Genomic DNA, 21,402 nt, shown 5'->3' on the forward strand with positions numbered 1-21,402 from the left:
TTGTTGTACTTCGTTCGGTGCAGCAATTGCTCTGTTGGACTCAGTGGCATAGTTGTAGCGGTTCGGTAGCCGTCGTTTCGGTGACTGGTTTATCAGGTGTACATGATAACAAGCAAACAGGTGTAGGATCGGGAAATGTTCCTAGGCTACCCGGGTGTAAAGTTCGAGCTGGCGCACCGCCAGGACCTGCGGAGGTACTTCGTTTATCAGGATGGTCGCCGCAGCTACAGTGGCATCGGCAAGCCCGTCGCCATTGCTGTCCACGACGAGATCGAAGCTGTTGGCCTGACCGGAGCCGGATCGTGATCCGGGCTGTACCACCGGGTCCAATGGCCACGCCGCTGTAGCTCAATAGCGTCGCCTCTCCTGCACCTGTCGGCACGCTCACGCCGAGATCGAACAGGCCCGATCCGGTGCCGGTCACCTCGATAATGTAATCTACGGCGTCGAGGCGCGATACCAGGGCGAAATCAGCCCGACCACCGTTGGTGATGATGGGAACCACTTCGGCGTAGGGCAGTGTCTGGTCAGTGCCATCCGGTCCCGAACCTGCGGCATTGCCCGCCCCGTCCAGGATGCGAAGCTTCACCGGTGCCGGGGCGTTGCCCAAGCCTGCGATCGCGACCAGATGCCCGTCTCGGGTTACCGTCTGGCGGGCGAAGGCGTCGAGGAAATCGAGCAGGCTGGATGCAGTAACCCCAGGTTCAAACAGAGCACCGAACTCAGCAGCCAGGGCCGTGCCGGCGTTGCTTTGGCGCAGCAACTGATCGAAGCCGTTATCCAGGGTGCGGTCCCCCAGCCAGTCGAGCAATAGGTCCTGCAGCACACTGGTCAGAGGTTCGCCGAAGGCCACTCGCTGCCCCGCCTCACCCAGCTCACGACCACGGTCGATGACAGTCTGGTGACGCACGAAGGCAACATCCGCGGGCAGAGCACCAGAAGGCGCAGTCGCGATGCTGTAGGCCTGCCCCAGTACCCTGAGTGCTGCACTGACCAGCCCATCCGGCAGGAAACGGGTGGTATCCGGCAGCACGATGGCATTGGGTGAAAGCGGGATACCCCGCTCACCCACCCCGGTGGTGATCTGGAAACGGCCGGTCACACCCGGCTCCGAATTGAAGGAGGCAGCGGTGACCTGCCCTGTTTTCTGTGCAATCAGCGTGAACTTCTGGGTGAAGGAGTCCCCCGGCAGCAGGGTGTCGATGACAATCGTCGGCTCGGTGTTGGGATCCAGAACAGCCCCGGACACACCACGTTCGTCGAGATTGACGGTCACCAGATTTGCAACCGTAGTCGATGTGTTGGTGATAGTGGCATAGAGGTCGTAAGGCTCGCCGGAACGGATAGTACGCGGATGGACCAGGGTGATACTAAAGGTTGGATCGCGCACCAGCACTGCGCCGATAGCTGCACCCTGAATCTCCACCGGCCCCGAGGGCAGGCCTTCCAGGATGCCGCTGAGTGCGATATTGACAGTATGAAAACCCTCTCGCAGACCTTCGACCAGGAACTCGCCAGCCCCTTGATTCTGGGGCGGGATAGTCCCCACATCGTCCGCCGTTCCCAGCTCTCCATCCGGACCTGGCTGCACTACATCAATGACAGGTTGTACGCCGATCCCTTCAATGCGGGCCAGACGTAGCGGATCGTCACCGGGCTGTTCAAAAGAACCCGAGACAAGGTCTTCCCCTGCCGGCAAGGTGATCTCAGCGGTGAGATCCCGCACCGAGAGCAGCGAACCGTCCGGGGCGACGTTCGCAACCGTCACCATCACCGAGAAGAACTGGTTCAGAAAGGCGATATTTCCAGGAATCACCACCAGGCCGGTGATGGGCGGGGCGCCGAAGGGTCTGGGGTCTCCATCACCGGCCCCGGCCTCCATGAAGGGGATGGCGGCAATCGAAAAATTGAGTCCGGGCCGATCGAAATCATCGGGCAGCTCAACCACCTGCCGCCCATTCAGTTCGGCATTGACCCGACTCAACAGAGCGATCAGCTCCGGAGTGGTTTGCTGGAATGCCAACAGCTCCCGGGTTGGCAGTGCCACCGGCAGTCTGATCTTGAACGTATTTCCATCGACGTTGAGAGCAAGTTGGAACTCACGTATATCGAAGTTGTTCTCGTCGATGACGATCCCCTGTTCGCGGATCTCGTCCAGGGTCAACGGACGGGAAGTGACGCTGGTCACCAGGATCTCGCTGATCACCTTGATGGGCACCAGGCCCGGAGTGGCGTCGAGCAATGCCTCCCCGTTTTTCACCAGCTGGATCTGGTCCAGAAAATAATCGCCAGGCAGGGCGAAGGGCGGGATAGGAATGGGATCTCCGGGGCGCACCTCTATATCGATAGCGGGAAGCGAGGGACCGCGCAACTGGGCCTGTACCCGGGTTTCGCTACGCAGACGATCCAGCGCCGCCTGGGCCTCGGGACCTGCCCCGGCAGGCAGGGTCAACCCGGTGTTGACGATAGTCGGGATGTCCTTGGGGACGGTCAGGGCTGGAGGATCGACGGTGAGCTGGACGCCGATGATGTCGAACTGGAGTTCTGCGAATGATTGAGCAGCTGCCGTCCCGTTCAGCAGCAGCAACAAGACCATGCCAAGCAAGGAGATCATGCTCGGATTCAGTCTCAGCCATTGGTACTTGTGACTTTTCATCGCATTTGCCTAGGTGTTACATCGCCTCTTATGGTTCGTCGTAAGTGACATCAACATGGGTGAACAGATATTGTCCTCCAAGAACAGCGGTGTCCAAGAGCAGTCGGACTTTGATACGGTACCGTTGAAGGTGCTCGAGTGGTGATTCAATCAGCGATGTGAGATCGCGTCTTAAACGCCGAATATCCTTCTCATCTGTTGTCACATTGAACGTCTTACTGCTGACCAGTTGCGGGATTCCGTTGGAGTCCATATCGTCCAGGTCGTAGACGTAGAATTCGGCCTTCTTGACCCGCGGATCGCGCCATTCGACGGTGAAATCGTCATCGGTACCTATGTGAGCACCGAAACGAGGGAAAGTGATATAAACAAACTGATCGATAGCGATACCGCGTGGCCGGTGAAAACGTTTCTTTTCGGTGGAATCCGGGGTGCGATAATCGTAAACCCGCGTCGTTACCTCTTCCTCACAGGCCGGGGACAGAGGCCCACTGGCACCTCCAGATACTTTTTTGCACACGGGGATGACGGAAAAGTAGGCCCTATCGGAACCTTCGCTGAATTCACTTACAGTAGTAGAAAAATGTTCGATGAAGTCATCTGTGATCGGTTCGTCGTGGATAATGCTGATGGCCCCACCGCCGCGCCGGAAATCGGCAAAACCATTCTGTATAAACTGAACACCTTCATCGAGCGTACCTGCCGCGCCGGTCGCCGTCGTGCCGCTGATGGTGAAGCCGAGATCCTCCAGACGGGCCCTGACCAGTTCGGAGTCCAAAAAGTCATCCACCACGACGTCCTTGTACGTTATGGGCGAACCAAAACCGGCATGGCTCGCTACGGCGAACCTCCCGCTCTGGGCATACACCAGGTCATTGGTAAATAACAGTGCTTCATCCGGGCTGGGAAGGAGCGGTGAGGTAAATGTTGCACCTGATGACTGTAGCGGCAGGAGCCCTCTCCTTGGCCATAGATGCGCATCCAGCGGTATTGCAGGGGTCACGCCAACGACACCCTGAAACATTTCAGACGGCAATTGGGCAAAGGCTGGATGGGGGCCGACGCCTTCCGACTCAGAACCGCTGGGAGGTGCTTGCTGGAACTCCCTCTGTGCGATCAGATCCAGGACGCCGAAGTTACCCGTTTGATGAAAGGCAACAAGCGCCCTTGAGGATGAGAAAGGATTATTTATCGGTCCGGGTGTCGGTCTGAACGACATGGCGAACGGTCGTTTGACGAATACCTGTGGTTGATAGGACTGATCGAGAAGGAGACTGTTATCGCTCGTACTGACGTTCCACCCGAAAAGGACCTCGGGAGGGAAAAACCAAATCCGGTCGCCCTGCAAGTAGGTTCCACCAGTCACTTGGTGGGTTTTTGCGGCAAACGTCCCGGTATACCCCGGTGCACTCAGCAAGGTCTTGCCTTTTTTCAGGTCCTCCAGAAGATCGTGCAAGAGATCCGCATAAACACCCGAGATCTGTGTCACAAGATTGCTTAACCCCTGAAGCAGACCATCAATACCGCCCGAGGTTGCGCTTGAAGCCGCGCCGATTGCCTGACCACCTGCCAGGGCCTCGTAATATTCAGGCGGAAACTTACCATCGAGAATACCCTGGTACTCAAAGACACCACCATTCAGGAGATACAGGTACTTGCCATCCGCGCTGACCGCTACATCCGAGGGTTCATCGCCACCCACAGTGGATCCGGGATTCTTCATGAGCATCATGAGCTTCTCGACCCCATCCTGTGGATTAGTTGATGGCCAGTTCTGGTAATTCATGGACAGCGATAGATAATCGGAAAAATCTGTTTGCAGCCCCTGTTCGGGTTTGGCGTCCTTATAGAGATCCACATTGATTGGCAGTATGGCACCGGGTTGAGAGCCCTTCCCCCTACCTGTGGAGAGACAGGCATAGAGTGTCTTCCCATCGGGGGAGAGTTCGAGGCAGGAAACCATGGTCACTTTTTTATACCCACTGAGAGTGGGAATGCCGATATCGAACAACTGCCCCAGATTCACCCGCCTCTCATCAAATGCAGTGATATCAGCGGGTGTCATATTGGCCGTGTCCGGGAGATCGGACAGTCTATTGACCAGTTTGCGTTCTACGATATTGATGATGATGATTCCCCTGGTACCTCCCACATAGAGGAGTGTGCGGTCCTTGGAACAGACCATTCCAGGCCTGTTGGTCATCAGCTTCACTTTTGACTGAGAATTGCCTGCATCCGGGACTGGGAATTTGGCGCCGGAGAACGGGTAGAAGGCCATCGGCTGCATAAGCGGCGTATAAAACTGCATCACGCCGTCTCCCAGGTTGCCGGACGCATCCTCGACCACGACAAACAGGAAGGGGCCGCAGGTTTCAAGGGCCGTCGGCCGAGCCCCGGTCAGGGTCTGAGAATCAACATCGAGTTTGAGCGGCACGACCTGGCTCAACCCCGGCTCACCTGTAATCGGATCCACATCAATGGCAATCAATCGTCCCAGCGGCTGCCCGGGCCCATTGAATGCATCCTGGTCTGCGACGTATATCGCCTGTCTGTCCAACCTCGGCAACACTTCATGCACCGCACCCAGGGCGTTCAGGCGCTTCATGTCGCCCTGATCCCAAGATGAGGAGTTATCCTTTGCGGTCTCCAGCAGGATCTTCTTCAGCTCGGCTGGCTTAAACCGGGGCACCGGCGGATCCGGACACACGTCAGCGCCAGCGGCAGAGCAGTCGTGTATGGCTTGAAGCATGCCGGCAACTCCGGCGACCATCGCGGCTGCATAGGATGTGCCGGTTCGATTCATATAAGGCAAATCGGGATTGGGAGCCCATGAGGAATTCACGACCAGGATATCCTCTGCAGGGGCAGCGAGGGTGATGGTGGGTCCATAGTTGCTGCCCGGCAGACGTCTGCCCTGGTTACCGGGATGTACGGTCATGCCACCGACTGTCATGACGTTTCCAAGGGCAGGGCCGACCGACAGGCTGCCTGGACAGTCATACTGGCCGCTCCTGTCATCATTCCCGGCCGGAACGATGACCAGTGTCCTGTCAAGCATGTTCGCCAGCACTGGGGTAAAGAGACTGATGCAGCGTTGTTGTTGTATCGAGGGCGAATCATAATCCCAGCCCCAGCCCAACACGACGACATCCGCCATAAGGCCAGAATCATTCGCTATCAACAGGAGTGACTGGGCGGCCTGAAAGTTGGTCGCCGGACTGGCGTAGATGGAGAAAGCATTATTGTTTTTATTCCTTATCTGTTCACCCTCGTCTGGTTGGTAGATCCCGCTGAGTATGCCGTTCACCACTGTGTTGTCGTTATCCATGCCGACTATACTCACCATAGCGGTGCCATGGCCCGAATGGTCGGGAGAATATTGAACTAATTCAGTTGTACAGGGGCCGGTCTCTAGGCCGGGACATTCAAGCTCGTGTACCTGTGTATGGGCAAAATCGAACTCTTGCAAAACGATTGGACTGAACCCCCTGTCAATGAACGCAATATGCACCTTCGCGAAATTCGATGGATCGTCGAAAGGAGGTGTCCTGCGGATACGTTCTGTGGCCTCGAAGATCCCTGCCAGACGGTAGGCATCACTATGGTGATTTGCTACGCCATCGCGGGTATCCAAACGCCCGCGAGAATCGCCAAGCGCATTGCGGGAGGCAAAAAGCACTCGTGGTTCCACGTCCAGGGTCTGCTCAAGGGCATGCAGCCCCTTGATGGTTTCTATCGCCGGAAACTCGAGCAGGTAGGTATTGGACAAGGGGAGATAACCGACCACCTGGCCATCAAGACCCAACGCCAGATCTTCAACCTCGGCCCCTTCGACGATGGGCCGGAAGCGGACGATCAGCTGGTTGACGACGATCTCCAGGCCAGTCACCGGGTCTCGCCTGACGCTGTCCGGGTCGAGCCGTGAGCCGGTGGGTGTGGGGGGCGGACCGGTATTGCCGGTCAGGAACTCGGGTCCACTGACCCTCTGGGAGCCGACTACCACCTCTACCGGTCCGTCTGTGGCGTTTGCAGGCACCAGCACCTGCAGTTGGGTAGACGTCGCCGAGACCATCTCGCCCATGATGCCGCCAAACTGCACCATGTTTGCCGAAGGCAGGGTGCTGAATCCGGAGCCGGCTATCGTGACCAGGGTGGCGGTTCCACCAGCGGCAGGACTCACGGACAGCACTTCCAGTGGCCCCGCCTCTACTGAGGTCCTCAGACTGTAGTCGAGAAGACCCGCACCGTTACCGACCTCCAGATAACTGTCGCCGGCTAAAATATCGAACTCGAAGCTACTGAACTCGGCTTCGGGAGTGAATACCGCCAGCACGCTGCCGTCTGAGGAGAGGAGACGCACCGTCACGTCACTCAGCGCCGTGCCCTCCGCAAGTTCGAGGATGAGCGTCAGGGTACCGCCGGTCGACGAGGTCATCCTGAAGTTGTCTATGGCATCTGTACTCCCGTCGAGTCCACCATTGATGGGCAGATCCTGATCGATGATCGACGCAGAGCCCAGGGTATCGTTCGGCTCGATATCCCCACTCGCTGCTGTGACAACCAATGACTCCGCATCTATCAGGACGTCGCCGGAGGCGGGATCGATGATGGAAGCTTCAACCGTATAGGAACCGGCGCCCAAGGATTCCACGATTCCCGCCAGTGCGACCCCGGAGTAATCAGTCACTGCGGTCATCGGGGCCAATCCGGAGTTCAAGATCGAGAAACTAATCGTAAGCCCTTCCAACGAACCTGTACCACTGATCCCGGCCTGCATCAGCACTTGTCCCCGGTCGGTGCGCACTGGGCCGGTGAATGGAGCCAGATCGATTGCCGCCACATCGGGAGGCGTTCGAAACTCCACCGCGATTCGAACAGAATCCGTAAAGGCACCGTTGGAGACAGACACGACGCCGAGACCTTCACCAGTGGCGCTGATCAGGCCATTTGAGTCCACGGTGACAACATTCGCGGCGTCCGAATCGTACTGGGTTCCCGAATCGAGAGTGAGGTCGGCGTCCGACTGATCTGACATCAGGCCCGTCACCTGGAGTTGCACCTGGGCGCCGGGGGTCACCAGGGTGAGGGATGTCTGATCGAGCCGAATCCCTGTCAACGCAGGAGGCTGTTGTACGTCGATGCCGACATCGGCCCCACGCCCCGCGTTGGAAACCTGGACCGTGGTTCTACCGCCCGCTACTGCCGTCACCAAGCCCTCGGTATCGACGGTGGCAACGGTCGTGCCCAATGGGCTGTACTGGGTCCCGCTTGAGGAGCCGGTTAAGTTGAGTGAGAGTCCATTCGAGAACTGCCCTCCCACCGAGATCTGCGCCGTTTGTCCATCGGCGGGGATCGTCATCTCTTCAGGTGCGACGAACAGGGATACAAGCTCTGTATCACCGATATCCGGGAGCGACAATTCCAGATCGAACCGATCCAGCAATCGACCACCCTGGTCCTGAATCTTGAGTGAGACAAGGCTGCCGGTGGATGGAAGATCACCGATCCGGGCGACCAATAGGTTGCTCCCACTGCTCAATGGCGCCGATGTCGTGCCATCAGGAAACTTTACGACGGTCTCCCCCCCGGCGCTCGGGACCTCTTCAATGGCGAGATAGAGGCCGGAACGGGGAGGAATCACTGCACTGACTGTGATCTCGAGTTCGTCATCCGTCACGAAGGCTACGCGGGAATCGAGAATCGATTGTTCCTCACCGGCAATGGCTGCCACCGGGTCGCGCCGAATCTGGGTGAATGCCGTGCGCGGAGGTAGCAGTTGCACCACTGTGAGCCCACTGGCTCCATCCGCCACATAACCCACACCGCGGGCAAGATCCAGTGCAACAGACCCCGCCGAACCCGATGTGGACACTTGACCGAGCACGCGGTCGTCCAGGGTATCGAAATCGAGATCGATGGGCTGGATGCTGCTGGGTCCGGACAGATCCATCAGGGCTACACCGTCGGGGCCGCTTCCTACGAAAGCCAACCCCTCTTCACGGGAGAGCGCCACACTGTTGACCGTGTGATTTACCCGCACTGCACTGATCAAGGTCGGGTTTGAGGGAATCCGCAGGTCGAAGAACTGGATGGTGCCGTCGGCGCCGTTGGCGACCACGGCCAGATCGAAGATCTCGGTACTGGGATCGACAGATCCATCACCGTTGACATCCATTTCGAAGCCGGCGATGCCCGCAACACCCTGGGCATTGCCGGTGGTCGATACATTGCCGATGAACGCCAGGGAGGCAGCATCGAGAACGGTCAGACCATTGATCCCGGCAACCAGCAACTTGTCACCGAGTACGGCGACATCGTTTGCCGTCTCCAGCGTACTGGCCGGGAACCGCGCACTGAGTGCGCCACCGGGATTGGCAGGATCGTCGGGAATAGCCTGGCCGGTATCGACGCTTTCGACACCAATGGTCTGAACTGCAACCAAGGCTTGTTGACCAGGTCCCACAGCTATCGCCGTTGGTAAACCGGGGGAGTCGGGTACGCCGGTCTGCGGGGTCTGACCAGCGGGGGTGCTGAGCTGGGTGCTGCCGAGCATCAGAGGAGTGTCTGCAGTGTTGAGATCGAAGACCTGCAGCAAGCCGGCATCCGCACCACTCACGGCATAACCCAGTGTGCCTGTGACCGGATTGCCATCACGATCGATCAGGTTTGCACTGTCCAACAGCGCAACACCGGACACGCCTCCAGCCACCGGGATCTCATGGAGCACTGCCGGCGCATTGGCCACGCTGATATCGACGATGGAGAGACCGGCATCCCCACCGACAAGGGCAAGATTACCAGACACCGCCACATCCCGTGCGACATCAAGCGCACTTCCATCGAGGAGACGCGGCATGAAGGTGGTGAACTCGTCCCCGAAAGGCTGCGCCAGACGCGCACCGGAGAGCGCCAATAATCGGGTAGAGATCCCATAACGATAACTCCGACCAAAACTCCAGCGCCGCATCGGAGTAAATATGACGCGAGTGGCATCACCTGTAACAGTGGTACGCCCAAAGACTCGATTGCCTGCACTATCGGTGACGACGATATTTCCACTCAAGGTCGTTGTATCAATGGGCTCGGAGAATTTGAATTTTAGCGAGTCGCCAATATCGACCAGCGCATCTGCTCCGGGCCTTGCGTCCACATACAGGGTACCGGCCACCGCTCCCAGCGGCTCACCGATGTCCAGACTACCGATAACCGGCGCCTGTCCCGAGGCCATGCCGTTTACCCCACCGGTGACCGGATCGTTGAACGATAGTAAAAATGCCGTGGCTGCAACTACCGGCAGATTAAACGCTGCATTCGGCCCTTCCGTCTCGAATACGAAGGGTGTCCCATCCAGAGAAATAGTGGCCGCAGACCCTGTGTTCCGCCCGGTTACAACCACCAGCGGCTGGTCTGATGCCACGACCACATAGATGGCGCTGGATGTTGCACCCGGTAGATCGCGGCCCGATGTCATCAGCATGGGAGTTCCGTCCACCTCGACGATCTCCAGCCGGTCGACCAGGGCCAGCTTTGGCTCGCCCGCAAGCTCCGTGAGGCGCATCAACAGCAGGTCCGGCGTACCTACCAATGCAGGCGGCACCGGCAGTTCGAGGTGAACCCGCGCCGCCGGGGCGATGGCTGAAGCGGAAAGCTGCTGGTTGGGCAGACCTTCGGTCGGTGCCTCCAGGTAGAGGGTCGGGAAGGGGGTGACGAATCCCTGCTCGAGCAAATTTGTATTCGGAGCACCGCCGACGATGAGGGTCGTAGTATCGAGGTTGTGGCGCTCACCGCTCTCATCCTCGACCCTGGCATTGAACTTCACCGTTCCGTTGACCAGAAAATCCAGCGGCACGATCAGCGATCCACTGCCCGCAAAAGGCGCACTGCTTATAGTCACTGGCGCAAAGCGATCCTGGCTCTCTTCCAACAGCAAGCTGGAAAGGCGTTTGAAACGCCCGCCATCGAGTAACAGGTCGAACTGGTCGATGTAGCTGAAGCCAAACGGTAATGCGGGAAGAGCCGGGGCATCGGCCAACGGTTCGATCCGTAGTTGAGTTGGTTCGGCCAGCGCGCCGGGAAGGATCGAGGCGGTACGCCCCTGACCGTCGTCGGCGGAACCCCGGCATCGCCAAGTCCACTGTGCCATCCTCGCCCTCAAACTCCGTGATACGGACTGTGAGTTCCTGGCCGGCAGCATTGCGGAAGGTCAGTCCCAGTTCATCGCCGATTGCGGCCCCAATGCGCAAGCGGAATGATCGTCCTCCTGGGCCAGTGTCGAGAAGGTCTCCTGACTTGCCAGATTGGTGATGGTGACGCCACTGCCCGCCTCGGCGGAACCTGGCTCGCGATAACCTGCACCCTACCCTCCTGTTTTTGCTATGTAGAGAGTAATGACGAATCGACATTACGCGATTGGTCACCCTGGCGGCGCGAACGCGATGCATTCCACCATGAGGATGGCCACCGAACCAGTCGGCCGCTGCCAACGATCTGGTGCTGGCGCAGATCTGGCCCGCAGTAGGCGGTGAAGCGCAAGGTGCCTGTTGCGGTCTGTGCCGAAGGCCAAATGCGGTAAATGAAGTGTGATGAAGTAGGTAATAATTGCGGGAAGGCTGGCTGGCTGTTGTTTACCGATGTGAATACTGATGATAGTTATGCCTTGGCCGATGATGGTCCGCTGCTGCGGGTCTGGGGTGCACCGGGTGGCGCGATGACGGTCCTGGCGGCGCCGGATTTCGTTCGCTTCACCGTCAATGGTGAGCTGGATAACGCTAACGATCTATCGATCACCACAGAATTGGCACATTGTACGGGGCAACAGGGCCGGGCGTTCACGGTTACAGCGACTGGGTATGTCTCTGTGGCCAGGGCGGCCTGTAACTGAAGTTGATGGCGGGAATCGAAATGAGATCCAGACAGAGAGAGACATCAACAAACCGCAATGCAGGTTTTACCCTGATGGAGGTGCTGGTCACCGTCATCATCCTCTCCATTGGATTGCTGGGGGTTGCGGGCATGCAGTTCAACTCCCTGAAGAGCAACCAAGGTGCGCTGCAATCCTCATTGGCGACCATGCTGGTGCTGGATGGCGCTGATCGGCTGCGCTCCAACACAACCGGAGTGGCCAATGCCGAATATAACCTGATATCTGCAGCCGTTGCAGATCCGGGGTGTATCGATGCTGCGGCGGGTTGTACGCCGGCACAACTGGCCGATTACGATGCCTCCGTCTGGTTTGCCAATATTGCGGATCTGCTGCCGGGAGGTCAGGGGGTGATCTGTCTCGACAGCACCCCGGACGATGGCGCCGGCACCCTGGACGGCAGCGGGGTTCTCAATCAGGGCGATGCAGGATGCGATGGGGTTGCGACCAATGGTCTGAATCAGTATGTGGTCAAGGTCTGGTGGGATCACGATCGGGATGGCGTGTCTGCCGTTAACACCCCGCTGCGGCGTTTTGTGATGAGTGTGATCCCATGAACGATACTATGATCAACCGCCGCTACAGCCAGGGCCTGACCCTGGTGGAGCTGATGATCGCCATCGTCCTCAGCGTGATCCTGATGGCGGGCGCGACCTCGATCTTCATGGCCAGCAAGCAGACCTTCAATCTGGAGGAGGATCTCTCCAGGGTGCAGGAGAACATGCGTTATGTGGCCAACCGGTTCAGTAACGATCTGGCCGGCAGCGGTTTCTATGGCTGTTTTCCCTCCAATCGCAGCAGCAACACGACCGTGACCAACACGGTAACGGACAATGGTACCACCAGTCCTACGCTGCTCTACGATTTCTCCCAGGTAATCAGTGGGGTGGATGGCGGGACTGTGGGTGGCGTGGAACAGCCGGATGAGGTGGCTGTTCATTTCGCCCTGGCCGGTACAGAGGTGCCTGTGAACGGCACCATGGGTACCCAGGTTGGTGATGTGCCGGTGGATGCCAATGCGCAAAACTATGCCGACCTGTCCAGGGGAGACATCGTTTCAGTGAGTGACTGCAATGCAGTGGCAGTCTTTCTGATCACTGCGGTTCCTGCGGGAAGCCTCAACCACGACGCGAGCACAACCATTGATGGTGCCAGCAACTTTGCCACAGGCATAGAGCATATCTTCGGCCACATCGACTACTCTTCTGCGTCCGTCTACAAAATGGATGCGGTGCACTACGAACTGCGAACGCTAACGGCTGACGGCCTGACAACCAGTGGACTCTATGCGACCCGGCTTGGCAATGCCAACCGGCAACTGCTGATTGCAGGGGTGGAGGATTTTCAGGTCACCTATGGCATCGATCTCAACTCAGACGGCACTGCTGACCGTTATGTCGACTGGGACGCCGTGGGGGCAGCGATCAACGATGTCACCAGTCTACACGTCACGTTAACGATCAATCCGGGTGACCCGGTGGCCCAAGCCCAGGGTAGGGATACAGATTATACGCGGGATCTTGAGTTCACGGTGAAACTGAGAAACCGGGATGGAGACATATGATGGTAAAGCAGCCTGAAAACAGCAGCCGGATCCCGCGGTGGCAGCCTGAGCGGGGCGCGACGCTGATCTTTGCCCTCATGCTGCTGATGGTGCTGACGGTACTCGGTATCTCGGGTATCAGCAACTCGGTGCTGGAAGAGCGTATGTCGGGAAATTTCTACCACGCCAATACGGCCTTTCAGGCTGCCGAGACAGCGCTGCGGGTCGCTGAAGAGTGGCTGGATGCTGAGGTTTTTGGTCATGCGAGTGGTTGGGAAGGTGGTGCGAAGGACATGTTTAAACTCGGCGGTACCGGACTACAGGGGCTTTATGACTCTTCTCGAGGGGCGCTAAATAACGACAAAATTTGCCAGGGTCAGGCAGGTTGCGGTTTCGATCCAACCGATGAAACCGACTGGTGTGATGCCGCCCCGCCTGCATGCCCTTTAGCCGACGGTTTCGTCACTTTGGGCAGCAACGATCTGGGTACCGGGGTGCTGGCCCCCGTGGGGGATCCCAACGACGCAACGAATCGGGTGGTGGCGCAGCAACCCCGTTTCATTATCGAGTACATCGGCGAGGCGGATGTGCAGATACCACTGGAAGTCGGGCAGGTGGTTGCACCCTCGAAACTCGCCTTTCGTATCACCGCTATCGGCTGGGGTCAGGAGTTCACGATTCGTGAAGTCCTGCAGAGCCACTATCTGATATCCCAATAATTTGGGATGGATGAGGTTTTCATGAACAAACTGAACAGAATGATGAAGCAGATTAGCGCAAACCGGCAGTTTCGGCGTGGTGTTCACTACCTGGGCGCAGCCATGCTGGTGCTGGTCTCATCCAGCAGTAATGCTTCCCCTGGCCCCCTGTCGCTGGCTCCTTTGTTTCTGCAGCAGCCGGTGCAGCCTAATATCTTTTTCATGCTCGATGATTCCGGCAGTATGGATTGGGAGGTGCTGTTGAGTAAGGGGGCGCTCGACTGGTTGGGGACTCTCGGGCTGTCCGACTGGGAGCAATATATACAAAGCCTGGGTAACGTGGACTTCAGCCCAAGAGACCAGCCCCCCCACCAGTTCGCGAGGCAGAGACACTGTGCAGGTTACAACGTACTGGCATACGACCCGACCCAGACCTATACGCCTTGGAAAGGGGAAAATTATTATGGCGTCCCCTTCGCAGGTCAGGTTCCCACCAATGCAATGATTAACCCCTATACTGGAGCCACCAGCAACGACCTTTGTCACAACAGGCAGGGTGATGTCCATGATGTTAGTGAACTTGATAATGCTCACGGTCTTACCTGTAATCTTCTGACCGAATTCAATACCGGTGGCGCTTTCTATTTCCTCTGGAACGACGCCAACAGTGATGGTGAGTATCAGGATGGCGAGTGTCCGACAACGGATGACGACCGGAAATTCGTCGCACTGTTGAATGAGTTCGGGACCGAGGAAAATCCCAACTCCCAAACCAACTACGCCAACTGGTTCAGTTACTATCGCAAGCGCGAATATGTCATGAAGCGCGCCATGAGCGAGGTTATTCAGGGGTCTACGGACCGCCTGGGTCTGGGCACCATCAATCAGAACGTCGCGGTGATCGGTGGCGGCGAAGTGGGTGCCGTGGTCAAGGATGTGGATGATCAGACCCTACCCATCAACCAGGATGCAGTGGTAGCCAAGAGTACCCTGCTGCACAGCCTGTTAAATGTCAGGCCCAGTGGTGGAACGCCATTGCGCCAGGGCCTGGAGAATGTGGGAAAATACTTCAAGAATGAGATGAACAGCAGTGCGCTGTTTGGCTTTACGCCACCGGACGATCCGGATAGTGCTGCGGGCCATTCACCTATCCTGTCGGCTGAGAATGGCGGCATCTGTCAACAGAACTTTGCCATCGTGCTTTCAGACGGCTTCTGGAACGGCAATGATCCATCGGTGGGCAATGCTGATGGTGATGGGGATACCGACTACGATGGGCAGTCCTATGCAGATGACGAATTCAATACCCTTGCTGACGTGGCGATGGAGTACTACGAAAACGATCTGCTGGACGGTCTGGCGAACGAAGTGGGCAGTGTTGCGATTACTCGTGGCAGCGATGACAACCCGCAGCAGCATCTGGTCACCTTTACCGTTGCATTTGGTATAACAGGCACCATTCCCAACGAGGACCCAGCGGGCGGTCCCTGCCTGCCCCCCAACCGCACCGATTCCCTTGGTGAGCAGAACTGGCCGTCCCGTTGTGATGAGAGCCTGGCTGACCGCTGGCCGACCCCGGATTCCAACACCTCGACCACGGTAGACGATATGCTGCACGCTGCCTGGAACGGCCGGGGTCTCTACCTGAACGCAAAGGATCCTGATGATCTGATCCGGCGGTTCCAGGATGCGATCGGCAATATCTCATCCCGCGAATCAACCGCAGCGGCAGCGGTGGCGGTAAACTCCATCAATCTGGTGAATGGGGATTTCATCTTCCAGGGGCGTTTCGACTCCACCAACTGGAGCGGCGAACTCAGGGCGATCCAGATTGGTCTGGACGGAAATGGTCAACTGGCCTGGACCACGGCCACGACCCTGGATCTACGTGCAGACCCCAGGGTGATGGTTACCTACAACGGCACTCAGGGCATAGGTTTCCATCTGCCGGTCGACTATCAGTCCCCCGGCGATAATGAGATGACAGCGGCCCAGGTGGCGGATCTGATGACCAACGCACCATTTGCTGCGGATACTGAAGATGCGGACGAGAAGGCAGCCAATCAGGCCTATGGCGAAAGTCTGGTGAACTTTCTGCGGGGTGATCACGGCAATGAAGGATTTGATCCCACCGATTTCCGCTCCCGTGGCGGTCACAGGCTGGGGGATATCATCCACTCCGCGCCGTTCTATGTCGGCGACCCCTATGCAGCGCTCTATCCTGACAATATCGAGGGTGGTGGTGACAACTCCTATCAGCAGTGGGCGAATGTCGATGCCCTCGGTCGGCGAAAGATGCTCTACGTCGGCGCCAACGATGGCGCATTGCATGGTTTCAACGCTGTGACAGGTGAAGAGGTATTTGCCTATTTTCCACAGGCTGTCTATTCCAGTGAAAACCACGGAGGCTTGCACTGGCTGGCGGATCAGAATTATGATCACAGCTACTATGTGGACCAGACACCGGTGGCGGCAGAGGTTTTTGTCGATTCACCCAGCGATAATCTGGGACGCCGCTGGCGAACGGTTCTCGTGGGTGGTTTGCGGGGCGGCGGCCGGGCGCTGTTTGCCCTGGATGTCTCTGATCCCACCGATTTTGACGATGAGGCCACTGCCGCGGGCAAGGTGTTGTGGGAGTTCACCCATGACGACCTTGGTTATACTTACAGCCAACCGACGATTGCCCGGTTGAATGGTCCCGTTGTGAATGGCGCCAATACCGGGCGCTGGGCTGCTATCTTCGGTAACGGCTATAATCCCGGCCCCGCTTCAGACGGCAAGGCCAAACTCTTTATCGTCTATCTGGATAACCAAGCGCCTCGGTTTAAGGTCATTGATACCGGCATCGGCAGTATCGCCAATGGCGACTGCCTGGATGCCACCAGTAACTGTAACGGTATGTCGACGCCCGCAGTACTTGATCTTAGTGGTGACGGCATTGCTGATCGGGTCTATGCAGGTGATGTTTTGGGTAATCTTTGGGCGTTCGACCTCTCCAGTGCCGACTCCAGTCAGTGGGGGCCTGCTTTTGGTACGATCGACACCCCATTACCTATGTTTAGCGCAAAGGATGACGCTGATAATGCCCAGCCCATCACCGGCAAACCCACGGCAATATTCCATCCCAGCAAAAGGGATCTTGCGACTGAACCGAACCTGATGGTCTATTTTGGTACCGGTCAATATATTACCGAGGGTGACCTTACTTCTGCCGGGACCCAGAGTTTTTACGGCCTGTGGGATAGCGGCGCACAGATTGCAGTGGCCCGTGATGCCGTATTGGTCGAGCAAACGGTTACGGAACAGATTGTGAATGTTGATGGTGAGGATGTGGACGTTCGCCTGCTGAGTGACCATCTGGTGAACTACGACTTCAAGAAGGGCTGGTTCATTGACTTTCCAACGGCTAAAGAGCGAACTATCGTCAGCCCCGTTGTTTTTGGTGACTATATCTTCTATGTCACGCTCATTCCCTCCGGCAACACGTGTGGCGCCGTCTCCGGTCAGAGTTGGCTGATGGTACACAACATCACCAACGGGGGTGAGCCCAACTCGGTTGCCCTCGACATCAATAACGATGGTAATTTCGATGCTCAGGACAAAGTGGGCGGTGAAAATGTAGGTGGCGTGAAGTCGGGTTCGATCTATTGGCAGCCGTCGTTGGTCAGAATGAACGGCAAGCCCACAATGATCCTGCCTACCGATGGTGGCGGCGGAGGCGGCGGTGGTGGTGACGACCCCGATCCCTGCCAGGGCGTGGACGCTGACTGTAACAGCATGCCTCCCCCTGCGAATATAGGTAAGCGTTCGTCCTGGGCCAGGTTCCGTTTCTAACAGTTGCCTCTGTGGCAGGAGTTTAAGATGAATCGAAGTGGATTAGAGAGAGTAAAGCTGGGTCTCGGCATCTGTCTGCTCGCCACAACGCTGCTCAGTTCCATGGCGATGTCGGAAGGCCGCTTCGGTGGATTTTTGGGGGCGGGAAGCGGCGAGGGAATCGCCAATACAGTAGGCGAGGATGGTGGATACCAGTCGGCAAATAATGTCATGAGCGGGCCATTTGACGGCGCCAACCCGAAAACCCACAAGCTCTGGATCGATGACACGGTGTATCTGATGCACCCTGCCATGAAGGTGATAGGCGGCCCGGCAAAGCTCGGGCTGCTCTCTGCCATCCAGCGCGGGGAGATTGTGGAGATCTCCGTTCAGTTTGATGAGACGGGGGCGACACTACCGGTGGTCACCGAGATTCGTCGTCTTCAGTGAAGCCGGATGGATTCAGAAGTAGGTCGGGTTAGATGCGCAATGGCACAAAGCTGAAATCAGGCAAATATTTTACGCGCATCGTAACCCGACAAAACAGTGTCGGGTTACGATGCGCGACAGGCTAGGCCAGGAAAGTTAAGTTCGGCGCACTGCGCATCTAACCCGACCTACAGATAAACCATTGTTTTGTGGTGTCTCTCTACGGACACCAAACCCGAGGATAGACAGATGATTTCAATGCGACTGGCCAAGGGATTCACCCTGATTGAATTGATGATCACGCTGGCTGTTATGGCAATCGTCGTGGCGGTGGGTTATCCGATGTACACCGATCAGGTGCTGAAGTCGCATCGGGTCGATGCCAAGAGTGTGCTGATGCAAGTGGCCCTGCTTCAGGAGCGCTTTTACACCGTCAATGGCAACTACGGTACTGATGTGCAGTTGGGGGCGGAGTATACGAATGTGATCAATGGTGTGGATCGCGATGGCGATGGCAATGGCGACTATTACACTTTTGGGGTGGACGAAGATCCGGACAACAATGCGTTGACGGATGATTTTTTGCTCACGGCCACAACCGCCGGTGCACAGACAGGCGATGCCGATTGCGCTACGTTTACCATCGACCAGACTGGCGCCAGAGCCGCTACTGGCGCGGACACCGACAACTGCTGGTAGGCCTGCGCCGGATCCGGCACTTCCAAGGAAGATTATTTCTGCAGCGCCTTTGGCAGCGAGAAGACCACCTCTTCCCGCTTTCCACTGCTTTCATCCACTTTTTCCGCGCCCCACTGCATGAGTTGATCTGTGACGGTCTTGACCAGAACCTCCGGCGCCGAGGCTCCAGCGGTTACGCCAATGTGTGCCATGCCCTCCAGCCAGCTTTTATCGATATCCTCGGGACCATCGATCAGATAGGCAGGTGTGCCATATTTATCGGCAATCTCCCGCAGGCGGTTTGAGTTCGAGCTGTTGGGCGAACCCACAACGAGGACCATGTCGCACTGTTCGGCCAGATCCTTGACCGCATCCTGGCGGTTCTGTGTCGCATAGCAGATATCGTTTTTCTTCGGCCCGGCGATATTGGGAAAACGCGCTTGCAGAGCCTTGATGATACGTGCGGTATCGTCCATGGAGAGGGTGGTCTGGGTGACGAAGGCGATCTTGTCCGGCTGGTCGATCTGCAGAGCTGCGACGTCCTCCGGCGTGACCACGAGGTGGATGTGGGCGCTTTTCTCCTGCTGCAGGCACTGTCCCATCGTGCCTTCGACTTCGGGGTGCCCCAGGTGGCCGATCAGAATGACCTCGTAACCCTCCCCGCAATAACGGGCCACCTCCAGATGAACCTTGGTTACCAGTGGGCAGGTGGCGTCGAAGATACGCAGATCCCGTGCTTCGGCCTCCCGGCGTACTGTCTGAGAAACGCCATGGGCGCTGAAAATAACCGTGTTGTTGTCCGGGATGTCTGAGAGTTCATCGACAAATATCGCCCCGCGTTTTCGCAGACTCTCTACTACGAAGCGATTGTGCACCACCTCATGCCGGACGTAGATAGGGGCGCCAAGCAGGTCGAGGGCGCGCTCCACGATTTCAATCGCACGGTCGACGCCGGCACAGAACCCCCGGGGGTTGGCTAGCAGAATGTCACTCATGATCCGTCTGTCGTCTGGGTGGTGGCAGGCGGTTGCACATCGAGGATGGAGACACGAAAGGAGACCTCCTGTCCCGCCAGTGGATGGTTGAAATCCACCACCACCCGCGCATCTTCAAGCGTCAGGATAATACCGGCCAGTTCGTCTCCGGCCGGGGTGTCGAAGGCGACCACCTGGCCGGGTTCCAGCACCATCTCCGGTGGAAAATCCTCCCGTGGCACGGGGTGGACCTTATCTTCGTCCCTCATGCCGAATGCCTGTTCAGCCGTTAGCATCAGGGTCTGCTCCATGCCGGAACGCAGACCATAGAGCGCAAGCTCCAACCCTGCGACCATGCTGCCGTCACCCATGTTAAAGGTGAGTGGCTCTTCACCATAGGTGGAGAGCGCCTCGGTACCGTCTGGCAGGGTCAGGGAAAAGTGCAACGTGACACCGCTGCCGGGGATGATTTTCGGTCTCATCTCATTCATTCAGTTGTCCATCTCTTCCATACTGACAGGCTTGATGGGGTGTAATGCGAGTTCGCATTTCCCATTGCAGACCGGGAAAGCATAACGGATTTGCATATAATTTCGTATGGCCTATTATATATCTAAACCATGAGGTTAGATATGTGGTGTAACATTATGAAATTCAAAAATAAAAGAGATAAATTATTCCTGCCGACCTATGAGGTGCGTGAACTTTCCATGAAAGAGGCATTGCTGATGCTGGCAGGGGAGAGGGAAGTGGACCGTCCCACGCTTATTCAACGTGCGGCAGAGAGATTGGCGGGCGTCTCACGAGTGTCGACGACAGTTACGCTGTAAAACAGATAACACGTCGGGTCTGTAGGTCTGATCAAGCGTTGCGGATCAGGCATGAGAAGTTAGAGATCAGGCGAGTAGTTCTTGGGTAATGAAGAGGAAACCCAGAGCACCGATAAGCACGGCAACGGCGACATACTGAGCAACGATACAGATTCCCGGCAGGTCGTTGCAGATCTTGCTATAACGGCAGAGCTTGCAGTTTTTCAACTTCATACCTCACTAACTGCGGAGGCCGGCCGCAATCATCGTCTGCGACCTGGCAATTCTTCTGGAACCCCGGAGGCTATGCTTGAAAGGCTTCCCTGGAAGCTCATCCAATCAAGCTGGGACGGGATCGTTTCGTCTAGGTATTAACCCTATATACGAAAACAGATCGTCATCTTCGCATAATCCCCAATGCTGGAACAAGGGGATTTTGTCACAATTACCAGAAAATTTGTAAGTGCATGGTTTGAAAAGACTTTCTTGTCAGGTTCTAACGTATTAATATGTGCTTCCCCTAAATTCGCTGGAACTGCACCATGTTAATAGATGGCCCCCTGAAAATCGGTGTACTTGATCAACCTGAGATGCCTGGGCGTGAGCTGCACTTCACCTTTACCCCGGAGTTTCAGGCCCTGGATCAACAGGCACAAGTGGCACAGTTTCAGGCGTATTTGCAGACCCTGCAGCAGGAGATCCACTCTCTGAAAGACGATGATCAGAACCGGGCGGGTATGTTGATCGTGCAACAGATTGCCGAACAGCTGTTGCCACATCTGCAGGGGGGGGATCTGGAGCTTGACGAGACCATCGTGGTGGAGATGGGACGCGACGAATCCAGCCTCTCTTTGATGAATCTTCTTGGCTGATGGCAGCTGC

14 protein-coding genes are annotated in these 21,402 nt (G+C 57.1%); 9 read left to right on the forward strand and 5 right to left on the reverse strand.

Translation table 11 applies throughout. The features are described 5' to 3' along the window. Positions 1 to 40: 40 nt before the first annotated feature. Positions 41 to 2,656: a hypothetical protein gene (locus G9Q73_RS07240; protein WP_177419190.1), complete on the reverse strand. Its 2,616-nt coding sequence runs from the start codon at positions 2,654 to 2,656 to the stop codon at positions 41 to 43. Positions 2,657 to 2,684: 28 nt separating this feature from the next. Next, positions 2,685 to 10,799: a S8 family serine peptidase gene (locus G9Q73_RS07245; RefSeq protein WP_177419191.1), complete on the reverse strand. Its 8,115-nt coding sequence runs from the start codon at positions 10,797 to 10,799 to the stop codon at positions 2,685 to 2,687. Between the two features lie 429 nt (positions 10,800 to 11,228). Here G9Q73_RS07245 and G9Q73_RS07250 point away from each other — a divergent pair, with 429 nt between their 5' ends. The 7 genes from G9Q73_RS07250 (at position 11,229) to G9Q73_RS07280 (ending at position 18,758) form a co-directional block, all read left to right on the forward strand. Beyond that, positions 11,229 to 11,537 carry a GspH/FimT family pseudopilin gene (locus tag G9Q73_RS07250; protein ID WP_177419192.1) on the forward strand — a complete coding sequence of 103 codons (309 nt, stop codon included), beginning with the start codon at positions 11,229 to 11,231 and terminating at the stop codon, positions 11,535 to 11,537. A 20-nt stretch (positions 11,538 to 11,557) separates the two neighbouring features. Then, positions 11,558 to 12,133, forward strand: a complete 576-nt coding sequence (gene pilV / locus G9Q73_RS07255) for a type IV pilus modification protein PilV (RefSeq protein ID WP_177419193.1) — start codon at positions 11,558 to 11,560, stop codon at positions 12,131 to 12,133. Continuing rightward, on the forward strand, positions 12,130 to 13,140 hold the full coding sequence (locus G9Q73_RS07260) for a PilW family protein (protein ID WP_177419194.1): 1,011 nt from the start codon (positions 12,130 to 12,132) through the stop codon (positions 13,138 to 13,140). The genes pilV and G9Q73_RS07260 overlap by 4 nt, the downstream gene beginning before the upstream one ends. Next, positions 13,140 to 13,838 (forward strand): pilus assembly PilX family protein, encoded by a 699-nt coding sequence (locus tag G9Q73_RS07265; protein WP_177419195.1) that lies wholly within the window; start codon positions 13,140 to 13,142, stop codon positions 13,836 to 13,838. The genes G9Q73_RS07260 and G9Q73_RS07265 overlap by 1 nt, the downstream gene beginning before the upstream one ends. 21 nt (positions 13,839 to 13,859) lie before the next feature. Further along, positions 13,860 to 17,651, forward strand: coding sequence for a pilus assembly protein (locus tag G9Q73_RS07270; RefSeq protein ID WP_177419196.1), 3,792 nt, complete (start codon positions 13,860 to 13,862; stop codon positions 17,649 to 17,651). Positions 17,652 to 17,678: 27 nt separating this feature from the next. Next, complete coding sequence (locus G9Q73_RS07275) at positions 17,679 to 18,080, forward strand: hypothetical protein (RefSeq protein ID WP_177419197.1); 402 nt, start codon at positions 17,679 to 17,681, stop codon at positions 18,078 to 18,080. A gap of 228 nt (positions 18,081 to 18,308) precedes the next feature. Continuing rightward, entirely contained in the window at positions 18,309 to 18,758 is a 450-nt protein-coding gene (locus G9Q73_RS07280; RefSeq protein WP_177419198.1) for a type IV pilin protein, read from the forward strand. A 32-nt stretch (positions 18,759 to 18,790) separates the two neighbouring features. On the opposite strand, the gene ispH is transcribed toward G9Q73_RS07280, so the two are convergent. Together ispH and G9Q73_RS07290 are read right to left on the reverse strand one after the other, a co-directional pair. Beyond that, complete coding sequence (ispH, locus tag G9Q73_RS07285) at positions 18,791 to 19,732, reverse strand: 4-hydroxy-3-methylbut-2-enyl diphosphate reductase (protein ID WP_177419199.1); 942 nt, start codon at positions 19,730 to 19,732, stop codon at positions 18,791 to 18,793. After that, positions 19,729 to 20,202 carry an FKBP-type peptidyl-prolyl cis-trans isomerase gene (locus G9Q73_RS07290; RefSeq protein WP_246345102.1) on the reverse strand — a complete coding sequence of 158 codons (474 nt, stop codon included), beginning with the start codon at positions 20,200 to 20,202 and terminating at the stop codon, positions 19,729 to 19,731. The genes ispH and G9Q73_RS07290 overlap by 4 nt, the downstream gene beginning before the upstream one ends. A gap of 156 nt (positions 20,203 to 20,358) precedes the next feature. Between G9Q73_RS07290 and G9Q73_RS07295 the strand changes: the two genes are divergently transcribed. Continuing rightward, positions 20,359 to 20,541, forward strand: a complete 183-nt coding sequence (locus G9Q73_RS07295) for a hypothetical protein (protein ID WP_177419200.1) — start codon at positions 20,359 to 20,361, stop codon at positions 20,539 to 20,541. 66 nt (positions 20,542 to 20,607) lie between these two features. On the opposite strand, the gene G9Q73_RS07300 is transcribed toward G9Q73_RS07295, so the two are convergent. Then, the gene (locus G9Q73_RS07300) at positions 20,608 to 20,754 is read right to left on the reverse strand and encodes a hypothetical protein (RefSeq protein ID WP_177417908.1); all 147 of its coding nucleotides are present in this window, start codon (positions 20,752 to 20,754) and stop codon (positions 20,608 to 20,610) included. A gap of 308 nt (positions 20,755 to 21,062) precedes the next feature. Between G9Q73_RS07300 and G9Q73_RS07305 the strand changes: the two genes are divergently transcribed. After that, positions 21,063 to 21,392, forward strand: coding sequence for a transcriptional regulator (locus G9Q73_RS07305; protein WP_177419201.1), 330 nt, complete (start codon positions 21,063 to 21,065; stop codon positions 21,390 to 21,392). Positions 21,393 to 21,402: the final 10 nt, after the last annotated feature.

The sequence above is a fragment of the endosymbiont of Lamellibrachia barhami genome, from assembly GCF_011947365.2.
Classification (GTDB): domain Bacteria; phylum Pseudomonadota; class Gammaproteobacteria; order Chromatiales; family Chromatiaceae; genus QGON01.